Origin of the sequence: Halapricum desulfuricans, from assembly GCF_017094525.1 — an archaeon.
Classification (GTDB): Archaea; Halobacteriota; Halobacteria; order Halobacteriales; family Haloarculaceae; genus Halapricum; species Halapricum desulfuricans.
In genome coordinates, this window is sequence record NZ_CP064788.1 from 1,323,088 (window position 1) to 1,336,827 (window position 13,740).

General features: G+C 56.2%; 10 protein-coding genes. 2 read left to right on the forward strand and 8 right to left on the reverse strand.

Annotation, left to right across the window (positions count from 1 at the left end):
• Positions 1 to 200: 200 nt before the first annotated feature.
• The 6 genes from HSR122_RS06830 to pglX form a co-directional block, all read right to left on the reverse strand.
• Positions 201 to 3,116, reverse strand: coding sequence for a helicase-related protein (locus tag HSR122_RS06830; protein ID WP_229112042.1), 2,916 nt, complete (start codon positions 3,114 to 3,116; stop codon positions 201 to 203).
• Complete coding sequence (gene pglZ, locus HSR122_RS06835) at positions 3,113 to 5,281, reverse strand: BREX-5 system phosphatase PglZ (protein ID WP_229112043.1); 2,169 nt, start codon at positions 5,279 to 5,281, stop codon at positions 3,113 to 3,115. Before pglZ ends, HSR122_RS06830 begins: the two co-directional genes overlap by 4 nt.
• 2 nt (positions 5,282 to 5,283) lie before the next feature.
• Entirely contained in the window at positions 5,284 to 6,510 is a 1,227-nt protein-coding gene (locus tag HSR122_RS06840; protein ID WP_229112044.1) for a hypothetical protein, read from the reverse strand.
• A gap of 150 nt (positions 6,511 to 6,660) precedes the next feature.
• Positions 6,661 to 6,813 (reverse strand): hypothetical protein, encoded by a 153-nt coding sequence (locus HSR122_RS06845; protein ID WP_229111901.1) that lies wholly within the window; start codon positions 6,811 to 6,813, stop codon positions 6,661 to 6,663.
• Between the two features lie 25 nt (positions 6,814 to 6,838).
• Positions 6,839 to 7,984, reverse strand: coding sequence for an ISH3 family transposase (locus HSR122_RS06850; protein WP_229111900.1), 1,146 nt, complete (start codon positions 7,982 to 7,984; stop codon positions 6,839 to 6,841).
• A gap of 24 nt (positions 7,985 to 8,008) precedes the next feature.
• On the reverse strand, positions 8,009 to 10,867 hold the full coding sequence (gene pglX, locus HSR122_RS06855) for a BREX-5 system adenine-specific DNA-methyltransferase PglX (RefSeq protein WP_229112045.1): 2,859 nt from the start codon (positions 10,865 to 10,867) through the stop codon (positions 8,009 to 8,011).
• A gap of 301 nt (positions 10,868 to 11,168) precedes the next feature.
• Between pglX and HSR122_RS15020 the strand changes: the two genes are divergently transcribed.
• Positions 11,169 to 11,387, forward strand: coding sequence for a hypothetical protein (locus HSR122_RS15020; protein WP_394355545.1), 219 nt, complete (start codon positions 11,169 to 11,171; stop codon positions 11,385 to 11,387).
• A gap of 12 nt (positions 11,388 to 11,399) precedes the next feature.
• Complete coding sequence (locus HSR122_RS06860) at positions 11,400 to 12,743, forward strand: deoxyguanosinetriphosphate triphosphohydrolase family protein (RefSeq protein ID WP_229112046.1); 1,344 nt, start codon at positions 11,400 to 11,402, stop codon at positions 12,741 to 12,743.
• Positions 12,744 to 12,859: 116 nt separating this feature from the next.
• Here HSR122_RS06860 and HSR122_RS06865 read toward each other — a convergent pair whose 3' ends face one another.
• Complete coding sequence (locus HSR122_RS06865; RefSeq protein WP_229112047.1) at positions 12,860 to 13,030, reverse strand: hypothetical protein; 171 nt, start codon at positions 13,028 to 13,030, stop codon at positions 12,860 to 12,862.
• Positions 13,027 to 13,734 carry a winged helix-turn-helix domain-containing protein gene (locus HSR122_RS06870; RefSeq protein ID WP_229112048.1) on the reverse strand — a complete coding sequence of 236 codons (708 nt, stop codon included), beginning with the start codon at positions 13,732 to 13,734 and terminating at the stop codon, positions 13,027 to 13,029. The genes HSR122_RS06865 and HSR122_RS06870 overlap by 4 nt, the downstream gene beginning before the upstream one ends.
• Between the last annotated feature and the right edge of the window lie 6 nt (positions 13,735 to 13,740).

Consider the following 13,740-nt stretch of genomic DNA (forward strand, 5'->3'; position numbering starts at 1 on the left):
GACGCACGTTCCGACGTCAGTCTCGTAGCCCCAGTGGTGGTAGCCGAGATGGTATCTTCTTACCTTATTAATAGCATAATTCAGATAGGGGAACAATGAGTGCGACAATTGAGAGCGCCTCCGGTCCGATCCGTCCGAATATCAGGAAAACAACTGGAATTAACAGAGCTATCGCACTCGAACAATCTCCGAAAAGCCCCTTATACTGGAAACGTAAGGCAAATGTTCGCAACTTCAGGTGCGTGTGATATCACCCGGGCTTTCCGCTCTAACTCTTTACGCCGCTCATCAATTCGACGTTCCAGTTTGTTCAGTCGCTCTTCTTGACCGCGGATAGCGATCTCCATATCGGATCCCGCTTCGGCTTTCCGTTCGTACTCCTCGAGGAATTGTTCGATCCGCTGGCGTTCTGATTCGGCATATTCCTCGAGGTCATCCAGTTCCTGTTGCGTTTCTGCCCGCCGCTGTTCGTGTAATTCGTCCCGAAGTGACGCGACTCGCTGGCTGATGTATTGATCGGCCACTGCCCGGAGCTGATCCTGGTTCTGAACGAGCGAATGCACCGTCCCAGAATTGGGTGTGCCTTTGACACTGTTGCCCTGAACAACGCGTTTCCCCAGCCGCTGGTGGGGATCCTGATGACTGTTGTCTACAAACACCGGAACCATCTCCTCGCGAACGACATCGCCTGTGCCGTCCTCAAATCGAATTCGGTAATTGTACGCAATGCCAGGCGTCTCGACGAACGGGAGGAGTTTGAGCCCGACATCTCCGTGCTCGCTATCCAACACTTGCCGCATTAGTCGCTGCACGACTTCGTCGTCGGGAGAGAGATAATCGATATCGTCGTGATCGATCGCAAAGTCCCGGCTGAAGGTAAACGGCCCGTATTCCCCGTCGGTTTTGTAATCGAGTTGGTCCGGGAGTTCAGCCTCGAAGAGGTTGCTACCGACTTTCTCGATGCGGCCACCGAGCGCTTTGACACTCTGTTCGACGAATTCCCGGATATCAGCTTCTGTACCATAGACGTCTTCCGACTCGTCCATGACCTCCTGAATCTTCTCCCGGCTCTCCTGATCAAAGGTTGTCGTGTCGATCAAACTGCGCTCGTACCACTCCTCGAGAGTCTGCTGACGGTCGTCGATGAGATCCGCTAACTCTTCTTTGGTCGCGCTTGGCGGCTCCTCGTTCTGGATAGACTCCATGATGAGAGAATCGACGTTGATGTCGTCGAGCATACCCAGGACGTCAGCTGTACTTCCGAGTTTGTCCCGGATATTTTCGACTCTCTCCTGGAGCATTTCGAAGATCTCTCCCTCGCGGGTGTCCTCAAAAGAGAAGTTCCAGACCGTGACTTCCTTGTCCTGCCCGTATCGGTGAATCCGGCCGATGCGCTGTTCGAGCCGGTTCGGGTTCCACGGGAGTTCATAGTTCACCATGATATGGCAACTATGCTGGAGGTCGATCCCTTCGCTTGCTGCATCCGTCGCAAAGAGCAGCCGTGACTGCCCGTGGTTGAACTCTTCCTCGATGCGGGCCCGATCGTCCTTATCGACGTCCCCGTGAATCACGAGGATTTCGTCAGCCCACGGTTCGTCTTCGACCAACTCGAGCAGGTAATCGAGCGTGTCCCGGTATTCAGTGAACAGCAAGAGCTTCTCGTCGGGCTGTTCTTCGAGAAGCTGCTGTATGTAGCGGCGTACTTTTTGGGCTTTCGAGTCAACCGAGATACCGTCGGCAAGAGAGACAAGGTCACGAAGGGTTTCGATTTCTTCCTCGAGTTGCGCATCGCTTTCAGTAACGGTCAGCCCGGCGATCTCCGTTTCAGCTTGCTGCTTGTCGTCTTCATCGAGATCCTCTCCGTCGAGATACGCCGAAGCTGCTTCGGACAAGTCAGTGCTCGTCGATTGTTCTTCGACGAGATCACGCAATCGACGCTTCAGTGTCGCTTCGATCGCACCAATGCTGCTGACCAGGCGCTTCTGCATGAGCGCCATTGCGAACCCGACGGCCGGCTCGTTCAGTTGTTCCGATCGATTGTAGACGTTCTTGACGTAGTCGGTAACAGCCCGGTAGAACTGCCGTTCCTCGTGTGTCATCTCAACCGGAACAGTATTCACCTCTCGGTCGGGGAAGATCCGGTCGCCGTTCTCGTCGTAGATCATTTGCTTTCCACGACGAATCATCACGCGATCGACGACGTCCTTGGAGAGTTCCTGGTTTTCGGCGACAAGGAACGGGTCGATATACTCGACAAGCGAGCGGAACGCTTCGCCTTTCCCGTCGTGTGGCGTCGCGCTCAACAGCAGGAGCGAATCGGAATTCCCCGCGACCCGCTCGACCATCTTGGCTCGTTTGGCCGGTGAATCGCCACGCTTTGCGGCCTTGTGAGCCTCATCAACGACTACGACGTCCCAGAAAGCGTCATCGAGTGCGTTCTGAAATTCGTCCTGGCGGAGGAACGCCATACTGCCGATCAACCGCTGGTTATCTTGTCCCCAGATGTTGGTCTCCTCACCGAGACGGCGACGCTCGCCTTCGACCCACTTCCGGTCAGCCAGCGTGAGGTCAATGTCGAAAAAGCGGTCCATATCTCGGATCCACTTCTTCTGAAGATGCGCGGGGACGATGAACAGCACCCGGTCTGCGCGGTTTCTGGCAGCGAGTTCCTTGAGGATGAGACCCGCTTCGATCGTCTTTCCGAGGCCAACGTCGTCTGCGATGAGCACGCGCTGGCGCAGCTTCTGCATCACCCAGTTGACCGCGTCAAGCTGATAGGGCTCTAATCGAACCAGCGAGTTCGAAATACTCAGTAGCTGACCCTGTTCGTGGGCAATCTGGAGACGGAGCGCTTGCGAGCGAAGATCGAACCACTCGGCAGACACAGCGTCGTGATCGGGATGGAGTTGATCGGTCGTGTCAGGTTCGAGTTTGCTGAGTTGGTCACGTTGCAGTTCGATCTCGACATCGTCGATACAGACCGTTTTCACGCCGTCGTCCTCGACATACACTCGCAGATACTCCAGGTCGCCAACAGAGTACGTCTTGATCACTTCGGCAGCGTCGTCGTTCAGTCGGATCGAGTCACCCGGTTCGAGATCGTGTCTGAGACTCATTCTTGCGTGATCGTGACGAAATTCAGGACGAACTCCTGGGGGAGAACACCGCCGTGGTAGAAGCGAGCGTCCGGGAGCCCCTGATTTCGGAACCGCTGGATCGGGTCAGCGAGCGCACTGATCTTCGTCTCCCCATCGAGATAGCCGAGGTGAGCGTTCTCGTCGAGAAGCACACCGGGCGCGTCTTCGTCGATATCTTCCCCTGCCACCCATCGCCGCGTCACCTGCTCAGCCTCCGAAGGTGGATAGATGTCGTCGATATCGACGCTTCGCGGGAGCGAGACGAACCCGTGGTCAGCCAGGATGTACGCTCGGTCCCACTCCCCCTGATCGAGCTTCTCGCAGATGATCCGGGAGATCTTCTCGATGCGGTTTTGGAACAGGCCTTCGAAGTCGGTGAGTTCCCCCTCACCGGTCTTGTCGAGGTCGTTCCAGTAGTATGCGACGCGGGTCTCGCCCCATCCCGTCTCTTCGCTCTCGCTTTGCATGATGTAGCTCCACCCGTCGTCTTTCAGCAGTTGCTCCCGTCGGTAATTGGTGATTGTGTGTCCGTTGCGTCGGGGGACCAGCTCGCCGTCGTCAAGCTCGACGTTGAAACTGAACTTGCTGCCCGGGGTGAGTGCTGCCTTTCCGAAGTCGGTGTCGGAGGGGAACGCCCCGACCCAGGTATTCTCGTCAACTTCGAGACTCGGGAGGTCGCGGCGAATGGAGTCGGCCAGTTCGTGGGCGAGATCGAACCGTAGCGCATCGACGATGAACAGCACGACGCTCTGCCCACTCTGGAGGTGTTCCTTCTCTTCAGCGAAGAACTGGTGGGCGTGGTTCTGATCGACGAACGGTGAGCCGTCTTCGATCTGATCGACGACGAGATCGCCCAGGTCGCTGAGATACTCGAGATACCGCGACTCCACGAGCGACGTGCGCATGTCAGCAAGCGTCGCCGTCGCGGGGTGTTCCTCCGGCAGGCCGGTCTCCGGCTCCCCCGAAACGACGAGGTTGAACACCGCGTTGTCAATCTGCCAGGTTCCGTTCTCGACGTCACCGTAGAGGGCAACGACGTCGTCGGTGTCGCCCCGCTGTTCCCAGGTATCGAGTTCGTTCGCCAGGTTGGCCACCTCGAGGGCCTGTTTCCAGACGTGGGTCCAGGCGACGTCACCGTAGGTCTGTTCGAGGCGCTGGTGGCGTCGGGTGGCGCGACTCGCGCAGGTCTCGTAGTCGCCAGCCCTGAAGGACTGCGTCCAGTCGTCCCAGAGTTCGTGTTCCAGGGACGCATCGACCGGGCAGTCGGCGAGTTCCCACGGGTCGTCGTGCGTGCGCAGGACATCGTGCCAGAAGCGAGCGTCCGGATCGAGATAGATCTGCGCCAGCTCCCGGGGGCGTTCGGCCTTACTCAGCACGGACTGGAGATTGGGCCTGGAGATGCCGAGGTCGGAACTCGATTCAGGCTGGTATGCTGGATCGAGACGTGACTTCTCGAGACCTTCGTCGACGAGCCACTCCGCGACTGCCCAGCGACGCGTCCGTTCGACGAGCGTGTGCTCGTCGGTGACGCCCTCGACGGCTGCAACCCCTTCGTCCACGAGGAGATCGCGGATCTCGGCGAGTTTGTCGCTCTCGTCGGTTTCGTCGAGGAGGTTCCCGACACCGTATTCCAGGACGAACGCAACGGGATCGTCGTGGCCGCCGAGAACGATCTGCGTCTGGAGGCTCCGGAGGGTTGGCAAACCGCCCTCGCCGTTGAGAGCCTCGAAGAGGATGTCGGCGACCTGTTCACGTTCGCCTCCCTCGGTGTCGCCGTAGGCTGTCCGGATCGAGGCGGCCTGGAGGCGGTCGTTCTCGAAACAGCGGGCCGCGAGTTTGCCGATGTGTGCCTCGACGACACCGCCGGTGTTCTCGACGTCGCGGAACCAATCGACGTCGTCGGTCCGGGCCTGGGGGACGTACCAGACTGTCGTCTCGCGTGGGGCCTCACCACGGAGTTCGAGCGGGGACCGTTCGGCAGCCTGGAAATCATAGCCGAGGTCGCGGCTGACAGGTTCGACGATTTCCCGGAGGTCGCCGCCGTCGTCCCACCAGAGGACGATCGGGTCGTCGTCGGGTGCCTCTTCGATGGCATTCTCGATGGCGTCGCGGGCCGCCTGGTGAAGAGTCTTTGTCGCGGGCATGGTTACAAGACCTGATCATCGACAGTTTCCGGAACAATCTCGGCGTCGGCCAGCGGCGTGACATTGATCTCGACGCCGTGTTTGTGGTTGGGCTGGTAGCCCGCGGTCGTGATTTCCGACAAGGCGCGGTCAGCCCAGTCAGATGGAATATCACTCGCCATCGCCTCGGATACCTCTTTGATATCGTCTGCAAGATCCTGATAGTCATCGACGCCACTCGCCAGCTCGGAGATCAGTTGTTGGCGACGGGACACACCGTTTTCGCCGAGGCTCGTTTGATCCGGCTCCTCGAAGTTGTCGAAGTAGTAGGTCATGAACAGGATGCCGTTGCTGGCGTAGTGACTCGAGCCGACCAGATCCTCGTAGTACTCGAAGAGGTCGTACAGGTGGGCCTCGACTGGCTCGGAGCCATCATTCGCGTAGGCCTCGAAGGCGCTTTCGAGATCCTCGAGGGCGTCGATCCACTCCTCGCGGTTCTCCTCAACCGTCTCGTAGAACGACGGACTGAACAGATCCTCCATGTCTACGTCCTCAAGAGCAGCGAGTTGATCCAGTGTCTCGAGTCGCTCGGCCGTCTGCGCTCTGAAGTTGGCCACTAGCTCGGCGGCCTCCGCGGCACGCTCCTGATTCTCCGCGGGCCACTCGCGGGGGTCGGGTTGGGCGAGTTCGGCCAGTCGATCTTCGAAGACGGCGATCTGCTCCAGCCCACTCTCACAGCGAGCGTACTCCGCAGCGGCTTCGGACTGCTCGGACGCCGACAGCGAGTCGTCGCTCCGGCGGCGGTTGGCCGCACTCCGGCGTTCTCGGAGCAGGGCCTTCCGCGGTTCCAGATAACGGTTCTGGAGGCGGTCGAAGACGTTCGCATCGAGTTGGTGGTAGTCCACCAGGCAGGCGAAGCCCTCCCCCTCAGGATCGGAGACGAGTCGCTCGGTGGTGAACCGCCAGAGGATCGGCGTGCGGTCGAACTTCGAGACGTGGTACTCGAAGAGGTCGTCTTCGAGCCACTGCCGGAGGTTCGGATACGCTTCTTCGTCCGCGGTCTGATTGCCGAGGACTTGATCGACCTCGGCGAGGCGGGCGTCAGCGTACTCGCCCCAGATGCGTTCGAACTCGGCTTCGAGATGGGTGAGGAGGTTGGCTTCACCTTCGACGTCGGAGATCGGGACGATGCCGTCGTCGGCTTCGTTGGCGGTCCGGAGTGTAAGATGGAGGAGGAGGTCTTTCACCATTCCTGGGAAGTTATCAGGACGGTCGGACACGTCATTGGGGTTTGATACTTTGCGGTCATCTGGTTGTTCAACAGTCCTGAGCCATATTTCCTGCTTAATCGCTTTACGTGTCTCTTCCCCAATACCCAGCGTTTCTGAAACCTCAGTCGATCACATCGACAGCCGCATAATCCCGTTCAGTAAGCGCTGAATCTGTTTGGTCTGTGCTTGGACTGTCTCGAAGTAGGACGAACGGTGAGTCTCGGTGATGAGGAGTCGCTGTCGGCGGCGGACCGCCGCCGACGCGACAGTGTCGCCACTCACGATCGCTGTCCAGACCAGTGGACAGCTACCGGAAGAACCGGTCGTCGAGTGACTGGTTCGCTGGAACAGCCCTGCGCACACCGAGCGCTGTCCAAGCGGCCCGCAGCACCATCTCACAGAACTCCGTGAACGGCCAGTTCCAGAGGCGGCGCCCCCCGCGGCGGGGCGCCGCCACGTACTTCCAGTGGAGATACCGCCAGCTGTTCTGGAGCAGCAGACTCACGACAAACATCACCAGCCGTAGTCCAGCGTCCTGAGAACTGGTGAACGCGAGGCTCTGTCTGGCTAAGCGGTAGCTGGACTCGATGCCGAAGCGCTTGCTGTAGTGTTCTCGCGCATCCCGTGGCGTGTCGATAAACGGCGCGTCAGCGGCGTAGCCGTGACGCGCCACCCCGTGTTCGTCGTATCGTCCCTGTTGGTAGACGCAGTCGATGAACACGGGGAAGGTCACTTCGCCGGCGAGATTGTGTTCGATCTCGCGGCTCCAGCCTGTGCTGAGCTCATGTTGAATCGTCTCGCCCCACTCGACGATCGGCATCACGTAGGCGTAGTTGTGCGCGTACAGCAGTCCGAGACAGGTGCTGTTGTAGAAACCGCGATCGAGGTAGACGGCCTTGACGCCGAGGTCAAGGCCGTCGAGGAGTTCGAGAAACTCAGTGAGGACATCGCTGGTGGTGTCGCCAGCGACAAGCTGGCGCACCGCCAGCGTGTACCGCTTGTTACGTACCCGCGCGTAGAGCGTCGCATACGCGTGAAACGTCGTTGTTCCCCGTTTCGCCTCCGAGAAGTACAGCGCTTCTGTCTCGTCTTCGTCACCGTAGTAGGGATCGAGGTGGAGGTCGGCGACGACCTCCACCGGTCGATCCGGCAGTGTCTCAAGCGCATCTCGTTGCAAGAGCGTGTCTCCAACCGCCTCAACAATATCAAGGTCGAACTGGTCTGTGAGATGTCCCCGAACGGTGTTAGCGTGCGGTGAGTCAGCGGTCGATTCACAGACGTGATTGATCGAGGTCCCGCCGGCGCTGGCGCCGGCGAGGACCTCGTATAGTTTCTCCGTGGTGACTTCGACGTTCTCGCCGAGATCTATTGCCAGTTCCTCATCAAGACTGTTGACGACAAAATTAAGCAGGTGCTCTTCCTCTATCTCGCTGTCTGCTTCGGTAGGCTTCACACCATACCCAAGCAGACACTTCCTCTAATCCGATGTGATCGACTGAACCTCTCGATCTATCTCTTCTGCAAGCTTTTCGATTTCTTTTCGCTGAGTGAGATCGGATTTCTGCGCTTTTCGTGCGAGTTCTAGAAGAGAACTTTCGGCATCTCCAGTATTAAATAGCTCTTCAGGAGTTTCGGTGATTGATTCTATATGATCATGGTTAGAGTGGAAAAAGCCAGAAGCGGCGGAATTTGGGAGTAATTCCGGCCCAATATAAAATGGACTCCTGAAGTCATGGACGCGTTGTTCGATAAAAAGTGTATGCTGCTCCCGTGATTTTTTCCTGATAGATTCACTATCTTCAAGCTCCCTAAACCAGGGAAGCATACCGATATAACCAGACTCCCACTTCCGTCCCGGTGTCAAGGAGAGTGCCAGGCTGTGGAATAAATCTGAATTTAATGCCCCAAGTAGGACCCATGCAGAGACCCCTTCTTCAGGGAATAGCATATTGCTTGCATGCCCGAAATAACCTCCACTTGGATAGTAGCCAAATCGACGTCCAGTCCTTTTGATATATGCCCAAGTAAGTCCCTCCCTCGTCTGATAATCCATATTACGGAGGACAGCACTTGAAGAACGGGCGACTTGTGCACCATTTTCACTCCAATTAATTACCTCATCCACTTGTGGACGTATCCAAACATCTCCACCTGCGTTGGTGAACGGCTTAAATTGCTTATCAGCAATCTCCCACTGCTTGCGGATAAACCGATCATTATTTCCTGTTTGTAAACCGACCTTTACATCTCCAATGCCTTCCCCTTCTATCCCAGGAACTGTTGGATCAATTTTTAGATTTGTATCGTGTAACTTTCGAATTTCTGGTGGGAGTGAATAGCATATAGAAGAACCTGGGACAGAATGAAATTCGGACATTTCAACCTCAAAATATCGTTGTATATCGTCGTCAGACACCCCGAAGGCTGATTGAAGATATTTTGTCTCTTTATTCGATTTTTCTACATCGTGCAAGCGAATAAATGTGCCAATTTCTTGTTGTTTTGAGCTTTTACGGACTACTGTTCCTACGGTGGCAACAGTCGCATTATCTAGGATTCCATATCCGAATTCAGAAAGGAAGTCAAATGATCCTCTCTTTCCGATAAAATCGGCTCGGAATGGTTCAAATGTTTGACTAAAGAGGAACGAACGTGGGACCAGCATACCAACACGCCCTGCATCCTTTGTAAGATAATCACCAACTTCAAAGAAGTTAATATAATATTGGGGACTATACTTATAATTAGACTTAACGTATTCCCGTACTTCTTCTGGCATCCTCCCCCGCGACCCGTACGGCGGATTCATCAACGCCACATCATAGTCTTGCGTCAAAACCACCAGCAGGTGCAGGAAACTCCGGAGGTTCTGCTCGCCAAATGAGTCCGACGTCTGCTCTTCGACGGCCCGTTGCAGGGCCTTCAAAAAGGAATGCAACGACTGATGGGCAGCCTCGTGATAGTCGGTGAGTTCAGATTGCGTTTTACTCGAATCGAACGCCTCCTCGAGGGTTCCCTGCACGTCGAGGAGACTCCCCAGGGCCTCGGTCGTCTGGAACGTCTCGATGATCTCATCGAGGGCGTCCCGAAGGTCGGTTCCCTCGCCAGTGATGTCGTCGAGCACCGCCTTCGCCTCCTCGATCTCTGCGACGCGGTTGTCCGCAGTGACGATCCCGACGTTGGGCATCTGGAAGTCGTCTGCGCCCTCCGCTTCGGCACGACCGCGGGCCTTCAGATAGAGGTTGAACGCCGCGAGTTGGGCTGCCCGGAGGTCGATGTCCACCCCGTAGAGGTTGTTCTCGAGGATCTTCGCCGGGACGTCCTCCCGGGGAACGTCGGGGCGTTCGGTCCACCAGATACGCTCGAGGATGTCGAACGCGTACAGTAGGAAGTGCCCGCTGCCACACGCCGGGTCGATGATCCGGAGCTCGGACGGATCGTCGAACTCGGGGGCCGCCTGGTCCTCGTCGTCGGGGATGAGGTACGTGGCGATGCTGGGGACGTCCGGGGCGGCCTCGGGCGTCGTGGCTCGTTCCTTGCGCTCGTCGATAGAGAGCGCCTCGGGTTCCGGAACGGTGTCTTCCTTGCCCGTGGCTTCAAGATAGAGCTTCCCCAGGGAGTTGTCGGTGAGCATCCGGACGACCCAGTGGGGCGTATAGAACTGGTTCGCCGGGCCGACGTCTCCCGGCTCGAGCGTGTTCTTGGCATCAAGGGCCTCAACGACGGGCCGGTTGTAGTATTCATAGACCCACCCGAGCACGTCGTCAGCCCGCCAGACTTCATCGGGAACCTCATCCAGCATTCCAGCCAGGTCTTCGTAAGTATCGACGTCCGGATCGACGAGACTGTACGGCGTGTCGGTATCGAACAAGATCTCGATGTCCTTTCCCAGTTCCTCGCACTTGTTCTGGTAAGCCGTCAGAATCGCCTCGTCCTCCAGCAGAAATTCCTCGTGGACGAGCGTCTCGGCAGCAGGCGTCAGGCCGTTCTCTTTGAAGACGGTGGCCTCCTCGTCGATGAAGTCCCGGACTTCCATCGTCCGGAGCGCAGCGAGTCGATTGACGATCGTGTAGCCGACGCCCGTGACGTACTCCGCGAACGCTTCGTCCCAGGTGTGGCCATCGACCGCTTCGAGTTGAATGGCCTCGACGAGTTCCTGGATGTCCTCGTCCAGTGCTTCAGGCTCGTCCGGTTCCTCGTCGAGCCCCTTCTGGGTGAGCTGGAACTCGACGTTCTGCTCGACGCGCTCGCGCATGTCCGCGACGACATCCTCGAGGTGTTCGCGCTCTGCTTTGTCCAGTTGCGCCTTCCGTTGGGAGAGAGAATCGCTTGCCATAGGAGGTCCGTATGCCCTATCCGAATCAGACGAGACCCTTATAGGTTGGCGAAGATATCGGCCTGGCGATCGCGCTAGTTATACTGGATCTCACCCACCAGCAGATCGGGATCAACCCAAGAGTTTGTATGTCTAATATGATGGATTGTAGATCGATTAAAATCGACGTGCGAGATAGAGAGGGTGGTCACTCACTCAGTAGACCTTTGTTGTAGAACCCTCCTCTGTAGCATTAAATATCGAGCGGACGAATGAGGATGAAGTTATTTGTGAGGGGGGAATCTAGGACGAGATAGGAGACATGGAAAGCTCTAATCTTGATCCGCAAGTCCAACGTAAGGTTCTCCAGATATTGTCGTCGAAAGGGCCAATGAGCCATGAACAATTGGCTCAGGAACTGGGGTACGACTGGGACGAAATGCAAAAGGTCATTCGTGAAATGCGGAACCAAGATCTTGTTACGATAACTATTGATCGCCGATACGAAGCTGAGTCTGCTCCTTCTTCAGCGCCTGCGTAATTCTCGCATCACATGTCCCAGAATCCGCCTCGAACAAAGAGGGTGGAGAAGTCTCCGAAACGAGACCAGAGGGAGCCCTTTCAACGTGACCGTGACCGAATTTTGTATACGCAAGCATTTCGACGACTGTCTGGTATAACGCAAGTGGCTCGAGCTGAAGAGTCCTATACGTACCATGATAGACTGAGTCATTCGTTGAAAGTCGCCCAAATCGGACGACGGATAGCAGAATATCTCCCCGATAAATCAGCGTCCGAGATCCGACATGGTCTCGAGGTTGACGAAGATGTCACAGAAACGGCTGCACTGGCACACGATATAGGTCACCCTCCATTCGGCCACATTGCAGAGAAAGAACTTGATCGACAGGTACGGGACAGGGGGGTTGAGGAAGGTTTTGAGGGGAACGCCCAGTCCTTTCGCATTGTCACCAATATCGCGCCGCATAACGACTGCGATCGAGGACTAAATCTCACTCTGGCCTCCCTGAATGCGATATTAAAATATCCCTGGATGCGTGGCGACGAAGGCATGGGTGAGAACCGATGGGGGCAAAACGAACATGAAAAATGGGGTGTCTATGAAAGCGAACGTCCCGAATTTGAAGAGGCACGTGCCTTGGAACCCGTGGATAAACGGCAAAGCGCTGAAGCAGCCATCATGGACTGGGCTGATGACTTAGCCTACGCAGTACATGATATGGAGGACTTCTATCGGTCCGGAATCCTACCATTAGAACAGCTCCTTTCTGAAGGTACTCCAGAACGACAGAATTTCCTAACAGATGTAGAGGATGAATTAGGAATTCCAGTGCCAGAAGGGGAAGATATTCTTGATTGGCTACGTAATCAAGGCGGTCGTACTCTCCTCTCACCATTCAAAGGAACGAGAGAGGAAAGACGTACCCTCGATTATGTCTCCTCCACACTCATCCAGAGGTACATTGGGAAAGAAAAAGGTGGGGTATATCTTCAAGATCATGATCCCAGTGAGCCATACCTCCAAATAGATGATGAACTCATGAATGAAGTCTCTCTATTAAAACATATGACTGTATATTATGTTATTGAAGATACGGCTCTGAGAGCACAACAACGGGGGCAGCGAGAGGTTATTAGAAACCTTTTTGATATCCTCTTTAATGCAGTCGATCCTACAGATGGGGAAGACACGGATATCGTTCCAAACCCCTTCCGTGAGGTTGCTAAAGATCTATCCCCGTCAGCCAGTAACAAGCGAATTTGTCGAATCGTAACTGATACCATCACAAATATGACTGAAAAGCAGGCCATACAACTACATGGGCGTTTGACTGGTAGGTCACCGGGGTCTCTTCAAGAGCGCATCCTGTATTAGTTTCTTAGTTCTGTGGAAGTCACGTGTTCAGACATCGTGTAGTGTGACCCCATCAGCTGTCGCTACGTTGCTCGGAGCGAATCCTCCTCACCTTGCTTGAGAAGCGTCGTTGCCGGTCACACTCCGTGCATTTGTAGTTTGACGTCTTTGGTCGTCTCTTTGAGGTCCCGAAGCGACATCGCCCCGCCACCGACGAGATACGCCTTGACGCTCGTTTCGAGTTGCTCCGCGATCGTCTGGAGTTCGGTCTCGATGTAGTGCCGACCGAATCTGGAACGCTCACTCATAGGGTGATGTCATACTCTGCGGCTGTCCGCTTGAACTCTTCCCATTCGGGGAGCTGATCAGTGGTCACCTCGCCGTCCGTCTCCAGATACTCGAGGAGTTCATCGACGACAGCACGCACGTCGAGTGCCGCTTCGGGCTGATAGTGAGCAGCGCGGTCCTGCAACGCCGAGGGCTCGACAGCCTGTTTTTCCATCAACAGCAGACAGTAGGTTCGGTATCGAGGTCCATCATCGACCAGCAAGGTGTGACAGATCAGATCTGCTGGCGTGACGTCGGCAAGCCGATCCGAACGGATGTACTGCCGTTGTTCTCGGGTGAGAAGCGGGACGTCGAACGCTTCGAAGCGCGCTGGGCCAGTCAGATGGAATCCATCGGCCTCGATGTCACCATCGCACGTGAAGAGGTACTCGTCGTGTGTTTCCCAGTGAATGCTGATCTTCCCGGTATGGCGCTGGGCTTCACGACGATGTCGGTGGTGATACAACCCGCGGGCTATCGACGACAGTGTCCGAAATGGGTCGTTGAGTTGGTACTGGGATGTGGATTTGCCGACGATACCAACCTGCTGGAGATCATCCAACCGGCGATACACCGTCGCCCGACTAACCGTACTGTGTTCGGCGATCTCAGTCGCTGTCCGACTGTGGTCGAGATAGTAGAGGATTTGGAGTCCGGAGCCAGCGATCAGCTGGGGAAAGTCCACGTGACT